12 protein-coding genes are annotated in these 17344 nt (G+C 50.6%); 10 read left to right on the plus strand and 2 right to left on the minus strand.

Translation table 11 applies throughout. The features are described from left to right. Window positions 1–126: 126 nt before the first annotated feature. A complete protein-coding gene (locus ACRRU2_RS11305; protein ID WP_432501613.1) occupies window positions 127–1404 on the minus strand; it encodes an IS110 family transposase in 1278 nt (425 codons plus the stop codon). Between the two features lie 209 nt (window positions 1405–1613). Between ACRRU2_RS11305 and ACRRU2_RS11310 the strand changes: the two genes are divergently transcribed. From ACRRU2_RS11310 to ACRRU2_RS11335, 6 genes are all read left to right on the plus strand, one after another. Continuing rightward, window positions 1614–2249 (plus strand): TetR/AcrR family transcriptional regulator, encoded by a 636-nt coding sequence (locus ACRRU2_RS11310; protein ID WP_432501615.1) that lies wholly within the window; start codon window positions 1614–1616, stop codon window positions 2247–2249. Window positions 2250–2292: 43 nt separating this feature from the next. Next, window positions 2293–2664, plus strand: a complete 372-nt coding sequence (locus tag ACRRU2_RS11315) for an OsmC family protein (RefSeq protein WP_432501618.1) — start codon at window positions 2293–2295, stop codon at window positions 2662–2664. A gap of 23 nt (window positions 2665–2687) precedes the next feature. After that, a complete protein-coding gene (locus ACRRU2_RS11320) occupies window positions 2688–4049 on the plus strand; it encodes a purine-cytosine permease family protein (protein ID WP_432501620.1) in 1362 nt (453 codons plus the stop codon). A gap of 61 nt (window positions 4050–4110) precedes the next feature. Next, complete coding sequence (locus ACRRU2_RS11325; RefSeq protein WP_432501622.1) at window positions 4111–6228, plus strand: hydantoinase/oxoprolinase family protein; 2118 nt, start codon at window positions 4111–4113, stop codon at window positions 6226–6228. Then, entirely contained in the window at window positions 6225–7835 is a 1611-nt protein-coding gene (locus ACRRU2_RS11330) for a hydantoinase B/oxoprolinase family protein (RefSeq protein ID WP_432501625.1), read from the plus strand. Before ACRRU2_RS11325 ends, ACRRU2_RS11330 begins: the two co-directional genes overlap by 4 nt. Further along, entirely contained in the window at window positions 7825–9606 is a 1782-nt protein-coding gene (locus ACRRU2_RS11335) for a hydantoinase B/oxoprolinase family protein (protein WP_432501627.1), read from the plus strand. The genes ACRRU2_RS11330 and ACRRU2_RS11335 overlap by 11 nt, the downstream gene beginning before the upstream one ends. A gap of 1271 nt (window positions 9607–10877) precedes the next feature. Here ACRRU2_RS11335 and ACRRU2_RS11340 read toward each other — a convergent pair. Continuing rightward, window positions 10878–11621, minus strand: a complete 744-nt coding sequence (locus ACRRU2_RS11340) for a glycoside hydrolase family 16 protein (RefSeq protein ID WP_432501629.1) — start codon at window positions 11619–11621, stop codon at window positions 10878–10880. A gap of 155 nt (window positions 11622–11776) precedes the next feature. On the opposite strand from ACRRU2_RS11340, the gene ACRRU2_RS11345 reads away from it, so the two are divergent. The 4 genes from ACRRU2_RS11345 (at window position 11777) to ACRRU2_RS11360 (ending at window position 17342) form a co-directional block, all read left to right on the plus strand. After that, entirely contained in the window at window positions 11777–12697 is a 921-nt protein-coding gene (locus ACRRU2_RS11345) for an ABC transporter permease (protein ID WP_432501631.1), read from the plus strand. 22 nt (window positions 12698–12719) lie between these two features. Next, complete coding sequence (locus ACRRU2_RS11350; RefSeq protein ID WP_432501635.1) at window positions 12720–13604, plus strand: carbohydrate ABC transporter permease; 885 nt, start codon at window positions 12720–12722, stop codon at window positions 13602–13604. A 79-nt stretch (window positions 13605–13683) separates the two neighbouring features. Beyond that, on the plus strand, window positions 13684–15354 hold the full coding sequence (locus tag ACRRU2_RS11355; protein ID WP_432501637.1) for an extracellular solute-binding protein: 1671 nt from the start codon (window positions 13684–13686) through the stop codon (window positions 15352–15354). A 149-nt stretch (window positions 15355–15503) separates the two neighbouring features. Next, complete coding sequence (locus ACRRU2_RS11360; RefSeq protein ID WP_331700516.1) at window positions 15504–17342, plus strand: sensor histidine kinase; 1839 nt, start codon at window positions 15504–15506, stop codon at window positions 17340–17342. The last annotated feature ends 2 nt before the right edge of the window (window positions 17343–17344 follow it).

Genomic DNA, 17344 nt, shown 5'->3' on the forward strand with positions numbered 1-17344 from the left:
GATGACGGGTCAAAGCCCTTTTGGTTGCCATACTCGGTCCTCTGTGCGTTCTTTGTTAAAAATCCTGCGAACGAATGAACATTCGTGAGAGTCGATTTTACTTGTTAAATACGATGTTTTTTGCGATTATGCAGCTTTCGTTGTCTCGTGCGGGCTTTGGTAATGCTCTCCACGTTGAACCATCCCTACGAGGATTCGAGCCAGCTTGCCAATGAGCTTAAAGATAGAGCCCATCTTCGTCATTCCTTTGAGTTGGTTTCGTATATGCCAGTACTTGAAGTCCACATTTTGGTTGACCAGATTTAACATGGCCAGGTACAAGTATTTGCGCAGCATGCTGTCGCCTCGCTTGGAAAGTTTAATTTGCCCCTTGTGTTTCCCCGATGTTCGCTCTGCCAGATTAAGGCCAGCTCGGCGCAGCAGTTGCCTGCCGTGTGCGTAATGGCGTAAATCGCCTGCACACCCCAGCAGACAAGCTAGCGTAATCGTGCCTAGGCCGTGCACACTACGGAGTTGTTCAATGAAAGGGACTTGCTCCAAAAGGGCTTCAACCTCTAGTTGCATCTCGCTCAGTACGCGTTGCGTCTCTTCGTAAAATTGTAGCAGTCGCAGGATGTCTTGACGCGCGGCATCATTGGTGCCCGACTTTCCGATACTACGTGCCGCAGCAGCTAGAAGCTGAGCTGCTTTTGCTCTACCACTAGCACCAGCTACACGCCGCATCCCTTGTTCACGCCAACCTTCTAATACGCTGTCCACATCCAGTTGCTGCAAATCGTCAGGCAACGCAAAGGCCTTTAGCGTGGCGAGAGAACGAACACCATTCCATTCAGAAAAGACGCTTCGAAACTCTGGGAAGTACAGATCAATCCAACGCACAATGCGGTTGCCTAGACTGATGGACTGCCCAGACCAATATTCGCGCGAGCTCATGACAGCTTTAATTCGCTCAAATACAGGCGCTTGCGGCGCATAATCGGTGTAGTAGCCGCGACTGACCACATCGGCGATCACAAGTGCATCTTTTGGATCGTTCTTTGATGGGCTATTATCGCGGTTTTCCTTGTTGCGATGTGTGGTCACCGGGTTCACTAATACCACTTCGAGATCCTGCTCCAGCAGCCAGTCTGCAAGGTTGTGCCAGTAATGGCCCGTGGGCTCCATACCGATAAGGAACGAGGATTTGTTATGAGAAGAGCCCACTTCATGCATCCATTTAACCAGCTTCTCAAATCCTTCTCGCGTGTTCGTAAAACTAAGATGGCGACGTGCCAATTCCCGCCCGCGAAAATCTATCATTTGAGCCGCGTGTACGTCCTTGGCAATATCGATCCCGACTACAGCATGTTGATTGGTAATTCGTTCAATCCGTTGATTTATTGCAGCTTTTCCAGTAAACTTCATAATAAGCGCCTCCTGATAGGTTTTTAGGGCATCGACCCGTCACACCCCTATCATACGAGGCGCCCCTTTTTTTGTCCAAGTCTAAAACTTAGCACCTACAGGAATGTTTATTGACGGATAACTTGCTAATTGACAAATACCAAGTTAACCTATATGATTTAAAATAAACTGACTGATCAGTCAGTTTGGGAGGGAGTCGGATTACGGTAATGAATGAGGAGACTTCAGGCGGATCTGGAGCACAGGAAACGAAAGATATGCTGCTGGAAATCGCAGCTGAATATTTTGCTTGCCACGGATATCGGCAGACAAAAATTTCCGATATTGTGAGCAAGGCCGAGGTATCGCAAGGAACGTTCTACTGGCATTTTAAGAGTAAAGAGGCCATAGCGCTGGAAATTATTGAGTCGGGCAAGAGAAGGCTGCTGACCGTTATCCAGCAAGGATATCGCAAGCAGGAAGGCTCGGTATCTGACATGGTTCAGGCCTCCGCTAAATTGCTGGAGGGAATTTTCAGGTTTTCCCTGGAGCATCCGTATTTAATGCAAATTCTGTTTACAGGAGGCGGCGGCGATGACATGATCAGACAGGCCGCGTATGAAACTCGTATTGCCATGGAGGATGCGTTTCGTCAAAACATGAAGCGGGCGATCGAGCTTGGCATGCTGCCGGAATCAATGGATCTTGACGCAAGGTCCGCCCTGCTGATGAGTTTGGTCGAAGGTGTCATTTCACGCTGGCTGTTCGGTCCGGTTCACCCCGAGTCTGCTATTCAGCACAAGTCGCCAGAGCAATTGGCGGAGGAAACAGCCCGGTTTGAATTTTTCGGCTTGCTCGGCATGTAATTTTTTTTGACATTTCCGACTTAACATATAGGAGGAATTAGGAATGATAAAAGTGAGTTTGAGTAATGGCACGTTCCGGGCATGGAACGGCCGCGAAGAGGAATGGGCCTCCCAAGCGGCTGCAGGCTGGTCGCCGCTGGAGATGATGGAAGGAGCGCTTGCGCTGTGCGTGGCGAAGTCGCTTCAAGCGGTAATGAAGCGCGATGATATCGAGGCGGAGTGGATGGAGGTGCTGCTGCAATCAAGAAAGGCTGAAGCGGGCGCTTCCCGAGTGGAGCATTTTCAGGTGGAGGTATCGTTGCCGCCTTACTTGAGCAGCGACTATCAAGAGAAGCTGCTGAAACATGCTTCCATGATTTGCACCATTGGCAATACTTATAAACGCGGCAGTGAAATCACTTATCATATTGTTTAATTAGAACAGGGAGTGTGTTATATATGTCAACTTCTTCTCGGGCGGTATCGGGTCTGCCGAAGCAGGCAGGAGTGGAGGACTATTCCATTGTGGCGGTGCCCTCTGATCAACGCAAGTCTTTTTTAAATGTTTCTATTACTAGCTGCGCATGGATTATCTCGCTTTCGACCCTGTTCACCGGCGGCGCGCTGGCAGCGGGATTAAGCTTTGGACAAGCGGTTCTGGCCGCAGTATCCGGAATGCTTATATTGGCTGTTTACGGATTTTTCCAAGGTTGGATGGGCGCAAAATACGGCGTATCTACTACGGTGCTGGCAAGAGTTGCCTTCGGTCGCAGCGGCGCTAGCTTGTTCGGTCTCTTGCTCTCCTTGACGCTCGGCATCGGCTGGTTTGCTTGGCAAATCGCGTTCTTCGGATTGACGATCGAGCAGATGTTTCCCGGACAATGGTTCGCTGATCAGACCGTAGCTATGATCTGGGGCGGCTTGCTAATGATCTCGACGGCATTTATCGGCTACCGGGGACTGGCCGCTATAAGTTATGTGGCGGTTCCGCTTATTGTCTTGCTGTCCGTATGGGGATTTATTGCTTCGGTTAATTATGCAGGCAGCTTTGAGGCGCTTGTTCATTCACAGCCGCTTGGAGGCAGTATGACATTGTTCGCGGGCATTACGCTGGTTGTGGGCAATGCCGCGCTTGGCGCAGTGGTATTCCCCGATGTAACCCGTTACGGAAAAACGCCCTTTAAAGGTGGATTCGGCGCTTCGTCTGGTTATTTTCTGGGCGGAGTGTTCGCGATTGTCGGAGGCGCGGCAATGTCGTTTGCCGCACAAGTGCCGGGCATGGGTTCAACACCTAACATTCCTGCTGCGATGGCGCAGATCGGTCTTGGTTTTCTAGCATTTCTTATTTTGGTATTCGCTCAATGGACGACCAATGACAGCAATCTGTATACAGGCGCGCTTGGGCTGCGCAATGTCATCAAACTGCCCAAATTTGTGATTGTGCTCGTTATGGGCGTACTCGGCATTATTATTGCAGTAGCCGGAATACAAGATAAGTTCGTACCGTTTTTGAATATTCTTGGCACTTACGTGCCTCCGATTGCCGGCGTTATGATTGCTGACCATTTTCTCGTTGGTCCTTTCATCCGCAAGAGCTCTTACCAGTTCGGCCCTGGAACGGAATACATCAAGCTTAATGTCGCAGCAATTGCGGTGGTTGTGGGAGCCGGCTTTACGGCTTCCAAGCTGAATTGGGGGATAGGAGCTATTAATGCGACGCTTATTGCATTCGCAGGATATTTTATCATTTCATGGATTTTCAACAGGTTTGATTGGCCTGTCGGTTTTGGTAAAAGCAAGGAAGACGAGAACGGATTCTAATATAAAATAGACCGGATGCGCGAATTATTGATGTTCGCCTGATTGGAAGGGAGTACACAAAATGAATCTACAAACTAGAGATGAGACGCAAGCATGGAGGCTCGGTATCGATGTCGGCGGCACGTTTACGGATTTGGTTGCGCTTGGCGACCATGGGCAATTGGTATCGACCAAAACGCCGTCTACGCCTGACCCTTCGGAAGGGGTAATGAACGGCATTGCCAAGCTGGCGGGCCAGCTCGGCTTGTCGCGGGAGCAACTGCTCCTGCAATGTCCGATTATCGTCCATGGAACGACCGTGGCGACGAATACATTGCTCCAATATTCTGGCGCAAAAACCGGACTTATTACAACGGAAGGCTTTCGCGATGAGATTGAGTTTCGCCGCGCCTATAAGGAAAGTGTTTTTTCGCCAAGGCTGCAGCCGCCTCATCCGATCGTTCCGCGTCATCTGCGTCTCGGAGTTCCGGAGCGGCTTGACGCTTCCGGAAAGGTTATACGCACGCTGGATGAAGAAGCTGTTCGCCAAGCAGTCCGTCAGCTTGTTGCCGAAGGTGTCGAAGCAGTTGCTGTCTGCTTCCTGTTCAGCTTCTTGAATCCGGCGCATGAGCTGCGTGTTCGCGAGCTGATTGCTGAGGAAGCGCCGCAGTTGTTCGTATCGCTTTCCAGCGAAGTTTTGCCGCAAATCCGCGAGTTCGAGCGGGTCAGTACGACAGTAGTCAATGCCTATACAGGTCCGGCGCTGCAGCGTTACTTGGCCAGGTTGAGCCGCTCTCTTAATGAAGAGGGCTTTGTGGGAGAACTCTATGTCATGCAATCCAACGGCGGTGTGCAAAATATTGTCCAAAGCGGAAAGCTGGCAGCTGGCTGCTTGCTGTCAGGTCCTGCCGGCGGCGTTACGGCAGCGGCGTACATTGGCGAGCGTGTAGGCTACAAAGATTTGATTGTCGTCGATATGGGCGGTACAAGCTACGATGTGTCTGTAGTTGAAGATCTGCAGTCACCGCTCACGACAGAAAGCTGGATCAGCCGTTACCGCGTGGCGCTGCCGACAATGGATATTCATACGATCGGAGCCGGCGGAGGCAGTATTGCCTGGGTAGACAAAGGCGGTCTGCTGCAGGTTGGACCCCGCAGCGCCGGCTCCAATCCGGGTCCGGCTTGCTACGGCCGCGGCGGCACCGAACCGACGGTTACGGACGCCAACCTGCTGCTCGGCTACTTGAACCCCGACCATTTCTTGGGCGGGGAGATGAAGCTTGACCGTGCAGCGGCGGAGCAGGCGATTGCGGTACATGTGGCCGAACCGCTCGGCATTACGCCGATCGAGGCGGCGCTCGCGATATCGGAAATCGTCAACAATAATCTTTCCAATGCGATCAGGTTCGTGACGACCCAGCGTGGATACGATCCGCGGAAATTTGCTTTGCTGGCTGCCGGCGGCGCTGGAGCTATCCATGCCGGACGCCAGGCGGAGGATCTTGGCATTGAGACGATCATTGTGCCGAAGTTTGCTCCGGTGCTTTGCGCGCTCGGCGATGTATCGGCCAACCTGAAAGTGACGGAGATGCGCACCCGTTTCGAACGGGCTGATCAGCTTGATCTAGAGCTGGTTAATGCAAGGTTCGACGAGATGGAGCAAGCGGCCAAGGAGAAGCTGGGCGGCGGCAAAGCTGTTCGACAATTGGAAAGCAAGCGTTATGTCGATATGCGCTATGAAGGGGAAGTGCATGAAGTGACAGTGCCGCTGCGGACGCGGACGAAGCGCATTACAGCGCTGAATCTGGAGGCGGCTGTCAGCCAGTTCCATGAGCTGCATGAACGGCTGTTTGCCCATAAGGATACGGCACAGCATGTTGAAATATTGAACCTCAGGCTCGACTTGCTCGGTCTGCGTGAGCGGATCGCGCTCAATGAGGAGCCGTTTGCTGAAGAAGACCCATCTGAGGCGTATACCGGAACGCGTACGGTGCATTTTGAATCGGCGGCCGAGCAGGTGGCAATCTATGACGGAGACCGGTTGAAGCCCGGCAATATGATTGTCGGCCCGGCAATTATTGAACAGTGGGGCACGACGATTATTATTTATCCCGGTCATGAGGCGCTGATTGACGCGCTGGGCAATTGCACGATCGAGGTGCGCAGAGACCGGCCGGGCAGGACGGAGGGAAGCCTATGAGCGGCCGAATTGAATCAGCCGGTGCGGCTGGTCGCATCCGCGAGCAAATTATATACGGCAAGCTCGCCGCCATCAACTTGCATGCTAGCGAGCGGATTCAGCGCATCGCAAGATCGCCGCTCATTGCGGAGAGCCGCCGCTTGGCTGTAGCTATACTCACTCCGGATGTGCAGCTTGCCCATCAAATTCAATTTGAAGTAGAGCATATGTATGCCTTGTGCGAGAGTGTGCGGAGTGCGCTTGACTTCTTTGCTTATGACATCGCCGAAGGCGATGTCATCGTAACGGCGGATGCTTATGGAGGCGGAACGCGCGGACAAACGCTGACGATGATAATGCCGCTCTTCGTGGAAGGAGAGCTTGTACTTTTCCCGGCGATCCGCGCGCAAATGAGCGATTTGGGCGGTGAAATTCCTGGCGGCTTCCATCCGCTTGCCCATGAGCAATGGCAGGAAAGCATGCGGTTGACGCCGGTCAAGCTGTACGTTGGCGGCAAATTGCAGCGGGACGTGTTCCGCTTCCTTATGACCAATAGCCGGACGGCAGAGTGGCTGGGCGCTGATCTTGGAGCGCTGTATGCCTGCTGCCAGGAAATGCAGCGCGCGCTGCTGGAGCTGCTCGGCCAATACGGAGCGGTTGCAGTCTCGCAGGCAGCCGCCGCGATGATCGCGCACACGGAAGCGCAAGCAAGACGCTTCCTGATACAGCATGGATCAGCCGCGAGCGGACAAAGCGCCGCCGAGCTGCCGGCTGAATGCGGCAGCGGACGCGTCTTGGTGACCGCGTTCTGGTCCGGTGATCAGCTTGTGCTGGATTTCTCCGGAACGGCCGGGCAATTGGCCGCGCCGTACAACAGCACGGAAGCGATGACCAAGTCTGTTGCCGCCGCGGCCGCACTCGCTGGCTGCCTGGACGAGCTGCCGATCAATGATGGCCTGCTTGCCGCGCTTGAGTTCAAGCTGCCGGAAGGCTCGCTCGTAGCGCCGCGATTCCCCGCAGCTACAGCGCTAAGCGGTCATGTGACGGCGCACGCCATCGCAGCGGCGGTAACTGCAGCGCTGCGACAGGCGACAGGCGCGTCCGGTGATTCATATCCGACAATACACGGAGGCAGCACATGGGCTATGCTGTATCATCCCGTCGGATCAGCCAAGGTGACGCCTTTTTTATTCGAGCCGGGGTTCGCGGAAGTGACGGAAGGCTGGGGGCCTTCCGCGCTATTTGGCTCGGGACGACTGCTGTCTGCGGAGGAGTTGGAATCCGGCTACGGATTTCGACTGGAGAAGAGAGAGCGTCAGTCGGACGGATCAATGCAGGTTGAATTGCATATTTTGAATGGAAAATGGGAGTATCAGGCTTTTTCGTATGGCGAGGAAAGTATTCATATTGACCGATGGCACTCGCAAGGAACAGGTGGAAATACGGGGGGAGTTCTGGAAAACGATGCAGGAGTTGCCGCAGTAGGGGATGCTGGAGAGTCGGATGAAACTGGCAGGATAGAGCAAGCCATCTCGTTTGGCGGTCCTGTATTAACGAGCGGCGATGTTATCCGAATGAGTTATGCGGGCGGAACTGCAGTAAGGGAGGAGAAGGAATATGGCAACTGATGCGGGCAACGCAATTTTGACGCAGGTCGTAGGCGGCACACTGGATGCGATCGCACAGGAAATGAGCGCCGTCGTTACTCGGACGTCCCGGTCGCCGCTGTTCAATGAGGCGCATGATTTTACGACTGGCATCTTTGATCTTCCGGGAAGCAGCTCTCGGCTTGTCGCCCAGGCGCCCGGCTGTACGCTGCACTTGTATGCCGTTGTGAGCGCCGTTGATCGGCTGATGGAAGCCTTCCGCTATGATCTGCATCCCGGCGATGTGCTACTGGTTAATGACCCTTACTACGGCGGATCGCACAGCTTGGACTGGACAATCGTAACGCCAGTTTTCCATGGCCGCAAGCCGCTGCTGCTGCCAGCCGTGCGCAGTCATATGGGGGACAACGGCGGCCCGGTCGCTGGCGGCTACAATCCTCGATCTCGGGATATTTGGCAGGATGGCTTGCGTATTCCGCCAATCAAGCTTTATGAACGCGGCGAGAAGCGCCGCGATGTGTTCGAAATGATTCTTGGCAATAATCGTCTGGCCCATTGGCTGGAGGGCGATTTGGCTGCGATGATTGGCGCTTGCCAGGTAGCTGCCGCCCGGATTCAGGATTTGCTGGATTCTTATGGCGCGGATTCGGTCGCCTCGGCGATCGAGCAGCGGATCAACTACACGGAGCGGCGCGTGCGGGCGGAAATCAGTGAATGGCCGGACGGCGTATATACGGCCGAGACACTGGCCGACCATGATTTTCAGGGCGGGCAGGATATTTGCGTCAAAGCGACGGTTACCGTTCGCGGAGACGAGCTCGATATCGATTTTACAGGCTCCTCCCCTCAGGTTGCGGGATTCGTCAACAGTCCGCTGTCGAATACGGCTTCGTTTGCTTTCGTCGCGATCTCAACCTGCTGCGACGAGGATATTCCAATCAATGAGGGCTATATGAATCCGGTAAAAATAACCGCCCCGCCCGGCACCGTCGTTAATCCGCTGCCGCCGGCTCCTTGCGGCCACGCTACGGCATGCGTCGGTGCAGAAATAGCAGAAGCGGTGCTGCTGGCCTTGTCAAACTGCGCACCCGAGCGTGTTGGAGTCAATGCGCACAAGCTTCCACTGGCTTATTCCCACGGCAAGTACGAGGACGGACGGCCATGGGTCAATTTGAATTTCTATGGCTACACCGGCGGAGCGGGGGCTGCCTATGGAACGGACGGCTGGGGGCTTTATCCGCCAGTTATGACCGGCGTTATATTGCCTTCGATCGAAATGACGGAGCTGCAATACCCGAGCAGAGTTCTTAAGCATGAGTACAGGGCGGACTATACTGGAGCAGGCCGCTGGAGAGGTGCGCCGGGGCTGGAGGTGCAAATCCAGCATTTGGAGGAAAGCCGCACTAGCGTCATGATGGCGGGTGTGCGCAATACGATTAAAGGGCTGTGCGGAGCCGAAGATGGTCCCGCCAACCGGGTCATCGTAGATGCGGGAAGCGAACAGGCATTGCTCGTGCCGGAAACAGCTTTTGATGTTCCGATGCCCCCCGGCGGAATTTTGCACTTTGATCGCGCAGGCGGCGGCGGTTGGGGTAATCCGCTGGACCGTCCGGCGGAAGAAGTGCTCGACGATGTCCGCAATGAGTATGTTACCGTACCGGGAGCGCTGCGCGATTACGGCGTCGTTATTTGCGTCGGCGAAGGTTCAATTGTTCGGCGGCTGCAGCTTGACGCCGAAGCTACAGAACGTGAGCGCCTCCGCCGCCGCGGGGAGGCTGGGCGCAAGGCTTGAGCTGTAGAGGTTATTTCTAGCAGGAAAGCACTAGCAGGAAAGCACTAGCAGGAAAGTACTACATGACACCATCCAGATGTGCGGCTAATTGTTTTTTGCAGTCTGGCGAAAAAGTATACAATGAATGGACAAGTGCTCGTGGCAGCTAAGTACATTTTCTGTAACGGAACTGAGAGGCTCTATTTAGCAATAAAAAGGTGTTTTAAAACTGTAACGGAACTGTGGAACGCTATAGGTGACTTTTCCCCGTTTAAGTAGTGATTTTGAGTAAACAAGGTTCCTCAGTTCCTTTAGATTTTAGAATAAGCTGATTTCCGTACAATAGCGTGTCTTAGTAGGGTGTCGATTATTGCGGATAGGTCAATAAGCAATCGAAAGGGATTTTACTACGATCAAGTTTGGGATTCCGACCGCTGTTGTAGTCCAATTTTTTTGATAAAATAACCTCTGTAAAGGATAAAATTGGCCTACAAAGGCGGACGCTGCCGCTTCTCCATTCCCAATCTTGCTCTTCGTTCCCCTTTCTTTTTCACACCTTCGTTGCCCACAATTAATCGACACCCTCCTCAGTTCCGTTAGCGTTTTTCAACGGCCTGAGTTTTTCGCTTAGAATCACAAAAAGCCAAATTTCTTAAAACTAAGCACAGGAAATACAGTTAGCATTAGCGGTGAGTGCTCGTTTCGCAAAAGATAGCCTTAGCGCGTGAATGCTCGTACCACAAAACAGGGTTTGCCAAAGCGGAGTGCTTGCGAGGCTGTCCATTTTGTAACGAATCTTCAATACGCTATTTCACTTAAAATGTCCCTTTTTAAATTCTTACGAATCGTAGAAGCTCTATCTGTGAACAAATGCTCATTTGGGCAGCGTTTTACAGCCAATAAGCATGCTACGATTCGTTACATTTTAAATACAAGCTTTTTCGGTGTAATAACGCTAATAGGATTCGTTAGAGTTTTCAAACGAGTTTCTAAACAGCCTGATTGTTTCCGCTTAGAATCACAAAAAAGCCAAATTTCTTAAAACTAAGCACAGGAAATACAGTTAGCAGTAGCGGTGAGTGCTCGTTTCGCAAAAGTTAGCATTAGTGGTGAGTGCTCGTACCACAAACAGAGTTTGCCATTGTTGCAAAGTGCTTTATGGGGCTTTTCGCAGCCTGTGCTCTCTAAGTAGATTTTGTTAGAATAAAAAAGCGTAAGCTCCGAGGCAAAGCCAGCCTGGAGCTTACGCTTTTTGTTATGGTATTTTCACTATCCCCGAATTAAACATTTATTTATTGATACAGCCATATGCCTGAAACGGTCATGACCGCCGGCAGCGAAGCTTCATCCACTTGTACATTGTCAAACCAGCCGCCGACTGCAAGGTTGAGTACCAAATAAAAAGGCTTGTCAAATGGCATAATGCCCGCCTGCAAGGAGCGCTCGGCATAACAATGCCCATCGATCAGCCACCTGATGGAGCTTTCATTCCACTCTAGCTCGTAGTCATGAAATTCGTTAATTGTTGCATGGTCAAACTGGTAAGAAAACTCATCTATCCTTTTATGTTCCCAGTCTTTTCCGTAGTGCAGAGTGCCGAATATCTCCTTGGGCAGCCGGCCTTTGGCTTCCATAATATCGATCTCGCCGGAAGCGGGCCAAGGACCGTAAGCCTGATCTTGGGGAAGCAGCCAGATGGCGGGCCATAGACCCTGCCCGACCGGCAGCTTTGCACGTATGATTAACTTGCCGTAGCAAAAAGAAAAATGATTCTTTGTATCCAAACGCGCGGAAGTATAAGAAAAGCTCCGTTCATCCGCTTCGATGGTCTCGTTGCGCGCGCACAGGTTTAATCCAGATTCATCGATATACAGATTGTTAGAATGACCTGTATAAAACTGCTGCTCGTTATTGCCCCAGCCCGGGCATATGACATTGCCTAGGTCATCAACCAGGTCGTTGCCAATGCGAATGTTCCAAGTGCGCAAATCAGTATTACCATTTAAAAAATCCTGCTGCCATACAAGCTTGTTCATCCCCTTCATCCCCTTCATCCTCTTTCACCTATTCTCAGCATACTTATATTTCGCGCCTATTCAATCAAATCCAAAAAAATGGGATACGGTCAAAAATCGTGACCTTTTTTTTAGTCGCTCATTTTCATACGATGGAGAAGAAGGGGGCAGGGAGTATGTTCCAATCGAGGTCAGAACGAATGAAAACGTTTTTTAGGCAGTGGCAACTGCAAAGCATGGTCGTCCCGGGCATTGTCTGGATGTTCCTTTTTTGTTATATCCCTATGTTTTGGCTCATTATTGGATTTATGGACTACAGTATTGCAAAGCCTATGCTGGAATCTCCTTTTGTAGGGCTAAAGCACTTTCAGGAATTTATATCGGATGACCGTTTTTGGCGCTCCATACGCAATACCTTGGGGATGAGCAGCATCAAGCTGATGCTGGGCTTTCCGATCCCTATACTGTTCGCCTTGCTGCTTAATGAAATCCGGAATATTCGCTTTAAGCGCACTGTACAAACTATTTCGTACCTGCCGCACTTTATTGCCTGGACGATTTTTGGCGGTATTATGCTCAATTGGCTTGGCGAGGGCGGTGTTATTAACCAGGTGATGATAGCACTGGGCATCCAGGACCGTGAAATTTTGTTTAACAGCGATCCTAAATATTTTTGGTGGATTACTTACTTCTCCGATACGCTCAAGGAAACGGGCTGGAGTGCCATCATTTATATAGCTGCCATATCTGGCATTGATCCGGGACTATACGAAGCGGCGGAGCTGGATGGCGCAAACCGCTGGCAGCGGATGTGGCATATTACGGTCCAGTGCATACGTCCTACCATTGCTATTTTGTTTATTCTCGCTGTAAGCGGGATGCTGGGCAGCAACTTTGAACAAATCTTTATGCTGAAAAACAATATGAACATGAAGATGGCAGAAAGTCTGGACCTGTATATTTATAACATGGGTCTGGTATCCGGGCGTCACTCCTTCTCCACAGCTGTCTTGTTTGCCCGCTCTATTGTGGCATTAGCGCTGTTGTTTCTGGCCAATTACACATCCAAAAAATTAAGCGGCGAAGGCATCTTTTAAAATATAAGGGGGAGGCAAAACGATGGAAAGACGCATACGTATTCGGCGCATCGGTGTATTTGATGTCTTTAATACCCTTATCATGCTGGCAGTTTGCTTTTTAACGCTTTATCCGATGTGGTTTGTGTTTGTCAACTCGCTTAATGCGCCGCAGCAGGCGTTGCTGGGGACAGTCAACTGGTTTCCCAAGGCTTTATCGCTGGATAGCTACAGTGTAGTATTTAACGATAGACATATGATGAACGGTTTTTTGATTACTACTATGCGGACGGCGGCAGGGACAGCGGCGCATGTGCTGTTTACCGCTATTGTGGCATACGGAATGAGCAGGTCTAATTTGATTGGCCGTAAGGTTTATATGAAAATCGCATTAATTACGATGCTGTTTTCAGGCGGGCTGATTCCCACATTTATTCTAATGACGAAGCTGGGGCTTTACGATAACTTTTTTGTATTTGTCATTCCGGCTATGTATTCTTTTTTCAATATGGTTATATTCATGAGCTTCTATCGCACGATCCCTGAAGGTCTGGAGGAATCCGCGAAGGTAGACGGAGCATCCGATTATGGCGTTTTATTCAGAATTGTTCTGCCTAATAGTATGGCGGTTATAGCCACTATATCGCTCTTTTCAGCTGTATATCATTGGAATGACTATTATCAGGGCGTAATATACATTCACTCGCAGGATAAGCTGCCGCTGCAAACGATTCTTTATAAAATCATCGCAGAGAACTCTATGTCATTTATGCAGCAGCAAGCTATGGCACAGTTTGGCGCAAAGTTGCCCGGTAACTCTATCAAGTTTGCATCTATGATGGTAGCGACTTTGCCTATTTTAATGGTCTATCCCTTTATTCAGCGTTACTTGGTCAAAGGAGTTATGATCGGCGCGATTAAAGGGTAAGCATCATCCATCGGTCTAAGCCGATGGCTGGATAGATATGTGATCGTAAAAAAGGGAGTAAAGAAAGGATGATCATGTAATGAAGCACAAGCACATGAAGCAAGGCATGGCCATAATTTTAGCTGTAATTCTGGTGCTGGGTTTGGCAGCATGTACAGGGGCTAAAAACCCGGAGACGGCACCATCCGCAAAGCCCGAGTCTAGCAAGCAGCCTGAAGCCACCCCGGCTGAGGTGACGCTGAACCCTGATGAAGCTGCGTGGAAGCTGGATACCAGCCCTGTTGATTTGACCTGGTTTGTAGGTGCCTCCTGGTATGGGCATTCCTGGGGAGAAAGCTTGACCTCCAAGTACGTAACGGAAAAAACAGGCGTTAATGTTAAGATTGAAGTGCCATCCGGCGAGGCTAACGAGCATATTACTTTGATGATGACCTCAGGCAAGCTGCCAGATTTGATCAGTATGGGCTCATGGGAAAATGCTGTCAAAAAGCTGTGGGAAGGCGATCATGTATATGCTTTGAACGAACTGGCAGAGCAGTATGATCCTTACTTCTTCAAGGTAGCGGGCGACGGAACCCTAAAGTGGTATCGTCAAGAAAACGGCAATACGTATGGCGTTCCGAATGATTCATACAGTCCTAATCTGATGCATGAAACGGGAATGACAGCTGCTAACCAAACCTTTTTGGTACGAAAAGATTTGTACGAAGAGATGGGTAAACCAGATTTGACTACTCCGGACGGCTTCCTTGGCGCCCTGCAATTGTTAAAAGATAATTATTCGAAGTATAAAGGCCAGTCGATCAGCCCATTCTTCGCACAGGGGAATGTACCTTACGGAATGACTGAGTATTTACAAAACCTGCTGGCCGTTCCGCATGAGAAAGACGGAAAAGTATACGACCGCATCACGGATCCAGATTATATAACTTGGTTGAAAACATTCCGTACCGCTTATGAGCGCAAACTAATCAATGTAGATTTTCTAGTCGATTCCGATACACAGGTAGAAGAAAAAACGAACAATGCCCGTTATTTTATGATGATTCGCGAGTGGATGGGCATGACCGCTGTAAACCCGATGCTGGCTGCAAGTGAAAATCCGGATTCTTACTATATCGCAGTAGATGGTCCAAAAAACAGTAAGGGCGAGGATGCCAAGCTGTTCCCTGGCAACATGGACGGCTGGATGGTTACTATGATTAGCAAATCGACCAAAAACCCTGAACGCGCTATCCGCTTTTTAACTTATTTGGCAAGTGAAGAAGGGCAGCGGGATTTATTCCTTGGCAAGGAAGGCGAAACTTGGGAAATGGTAAATGGCAAGCCGCAGTTGAAGGCTGAAATGGTGCAGCTGCTAGAAAATGATATTGAAAAGATGGAGAAGGAATACGGTGTCGCGGATACTTACTGGATGATGCGAAACCCTGTAATCGTTAACCAGTGGAGACCGGAGAAAGCGCCTGTTATTAAGCAAATGGAGGACTTCTCCAACAAGCAGGCCGACATTGACGGCGGCATTTACAAAGGTCTTGATCCGCTGGGAGACTCTGATGTGGCTGTAGCCTGGTCACGTATTTCTCAAAATTGGGACGAAGTGCTGCCGGAGCTGATTACCGCCAAGGATGAGGCTGCCTTTGATAAAATTTTTGAAAGTTTCCTGTCACGCCGTACAGAATACGGATTTGACAAAGTAATGGAATATCGCCAAGCTGAGCTGGACGCAAGAAAAGCGAAAATGGCGGAGTAACGATGCTTATATCATGAATGACTGCCGGCCGCCGGAATGGTGGTCGGTATTGCCTGCTTTTGCGGCTCAAGCAACTTGATAAAGCCCCGGATTACCTACCGTCCGAGTTGTAATATATGGTATATTACTGAGGTGGGGAGGGCATTGAAATGAAGGTTCTGTTGAATAAAATGAGAAGGATTTATCGCAATTCCCGCATATCTCAAAAGTTATTTCTGGCCTTTAGCATGTTGATTGCCGTCCCTGCTATTGTGGTATCCTTTTTATTTATTCGCACGCAGGAAACTCAGCTGTACAAGGACGCTATGGCTGCCGGCGGCAGCCATGTCTCGAGGTTGAACGAGCAGCTGCGCAGCAAAATGGAAATGCTTGAAAACGTTTCCTCAACGGTGCTGACGCAAAAGGCGTTTGTGGATTTTATTCATTCCAATATGCGCGAGGACGGCCTGCGGCTAGTTAAATTTAAGCAAAATCAATTCGAGCAGATGCATAACATTATCCAAAGCAATGAGATGATCAGCGAGCTCAGCTTTTATGTCGATAACCCGGAATTGTATGAAATATGGCCGGAAATTTATCATTATGACAAGTTTTGGCCGCAGGACTATTGGGTGACACTTCGGGAAGAAGGCGGTGCGGCTTACCGCATGTTTGCTTTTAAGGACGGGGAGCATACACTATCTTACTACCGGCTTGTGCGTCTTCAAGGCCAGCAGCAAAAACGGCCCAGTATTATGGAAGTCCGTATGGAGCATAGCGTGTTTTTCAAGGAAATGCTGGAAGACACCGGGGGCGATTTCTTTTCAGTTGTCATCGATGGAACGAATCCTTCCCGATATGTATACAATCCCCAACATATGTTTTCCCGCAATGTGGAGGAGGGGTTGGGCGAAATCCTTAATACGATTTATCGCGGGCTGGATGTGCTGCAGCAGAATAGTCCTATTAAAGTTAATGTGGAAGGGCAAACCTATTACGCGCTGTATCGTTACATCGCCCCGTTGAACGCCTATGTGATGGATATAGCCTCCCATCAGGCGCTGATGAAAGGCCCGCGCAGCTGGTACGCAATGGTGGTAGCGATTACATTATGCGTGCTGCTGCTAATGCTGCTGCTCGTATCGCATACTACCCGGCGTATTTTTCGCCGGCTGGACAGCGTGCTGTTATCGATGCGCAAGGTTCGCAAAGGGCAGCTGGATGCGAAGATTGATACTGGTCTTAGTGAAAGTGAAACCGGTGATGAAATTGATGAAGTTGCGGTCAGCTACAATAAAATGCTGGATGAAATTAAAGGCCTGATGACACAAGTGGTGGATAAGCAGCTGATTGCCAAAAACGCGCAGCTGCACTCGCTTCATTCGCAGATCAATTCACACTTTTTATATAACGCGCTGGAATCGATCCGTATGCTGGCAGAGGTGGAACGGCGGCCTGCAATTGCTGATGCGCTGGTGTCGTTAGGCTCGCTGCTGCGGTACAGCATGCAGTGGCGCAGCGATACCGTCGCCCTTAGCGAGGAGCTTGCCAATATACAAAGCTATATCCAATTTATTAATTTCATGGAGGGCCGCGGCTTTGAATTGACGGCGGACCTTCCCGATGAGGTGCTGCGTTATGCTATTCCCAAAATGTGCATGCAGCCTATCGTTGAAAATGCCGTTCATCACGCAGCGCCCTTGGGCGGCAATGTGCACATTCAAATTACTGTGCGGGTGGAGAATGACAGCCAGCTGCAAATTGAGATTCGTGATGACGGCGCGGGTGTTGACCCGCAAACGCTAAGCAGTTTGCAGGCTGTTTTGCAGGGAGGCTCGGATACGCCGATTGTTGCAAGTAAAAACGGGCTGGGCCTGGAAAATGTGCATAAGCGCCTGCAGCTTCACTATGGCAAAGACAGCGGCCTTTGGATTGACAGTTTGAAGGGCAGTTATACTTGTGTAACCATACGCTTGCCTTGGGAAAATGTGAATCTTGGGGGATGGTAGGG

The sequence above is a fragment of the Paenibacillus sp. GXUN7292 genome (genome assembly GCF_050864975.1).
Classification (GTDB): Bacteria; Bacillota; Bacilli; order Paenibacillales; family Paenibacillaceae; genus Pristimantibacillus.

Coding starts and splice junctions, on each gene's coding strand:
- ACRRU2_RS11305 (WP_432501613.1), bottom strand. CDS start 1,404: ATGAAGTTTACTGGAAAAGCTGCAATAAATCAACGGATTGAACGAATT.
- ACRRU2_RS11310 (WP_432501615.1), top strand. CDS start 1,614: ATGAATGAGGAGACTTCAGGCGGATCTGGAGCACAGGAAACGAAAGAT.
- ACRRU2_RS11315 (WP_432501618.1), top strand. CDS start 2,293: ATGATAAAAGTGAGTTTGAGTAATGGCACGTTCCGGGCATGGAACGGC.
- ACRRU2_RS11320 (WP_432501620.1), top strand. CDS start 2,688: ATGTCAACTTCTTCTCGGGCGGTATCGGGTCTGCCGAAGCAGGCAGGA.
- ACRRU2_RS11325 (WP_432501622.1), top strand. CDS start 4,111: ATGAATCTACAAACTAGAGATGAGACGCAAGCATGGAGGCTCGGTATC.
- ACRRU2_RS11330 (WP_432501625.1), top strand. CDS start 6,225: ATGAGCGGCCGAATTGAATCAGCCGGTGCGGCTGGTCGCATCCGCGAG.
- ACRRU2_RS11335 (WP_432501627.1), top strand. CDS start 7,825: ATGGCAACTGATGCGGGCAACGCAATTTTGACGCAGGTCGTAGGCGGC.
- ACRRU2_RS11340 (WP_432501629.1), bottom strand. CDS start 11,621: ATGAACAAGCTTGTATGGCAGCAGGATTTTTTAAATGGTAATACTGAT.
- ACRRU2_RS11345 (WP_432501631.1), top strand. CDS start 11,777: ATGTTCCAATCGAGGTCAGAACGAATGAAAACGTTTTTTAGGCAGTGG.
- ACRRU2_RS11350 (WP_432501635.1), top strand. CDS start 12,720: ATGGAAAGACGCATACGTATTCGGCGCATCGGTGTATTTGATGTCTTT.
- ACRRU2_RS11355 (WP_432501637.1), top strand. CDS start 13,684: ATGAAGCACAAGCACATGAAGCAAGGCATGGCCATAATTTTAGCTGTA.
- ACRRU2_RS11360 (WP_331700516.1), top strand. CDS start 15,504: ATGAAGGTTCTGTTGAATAAAATGAGAAGGATTTATCGCAATTCCCGC.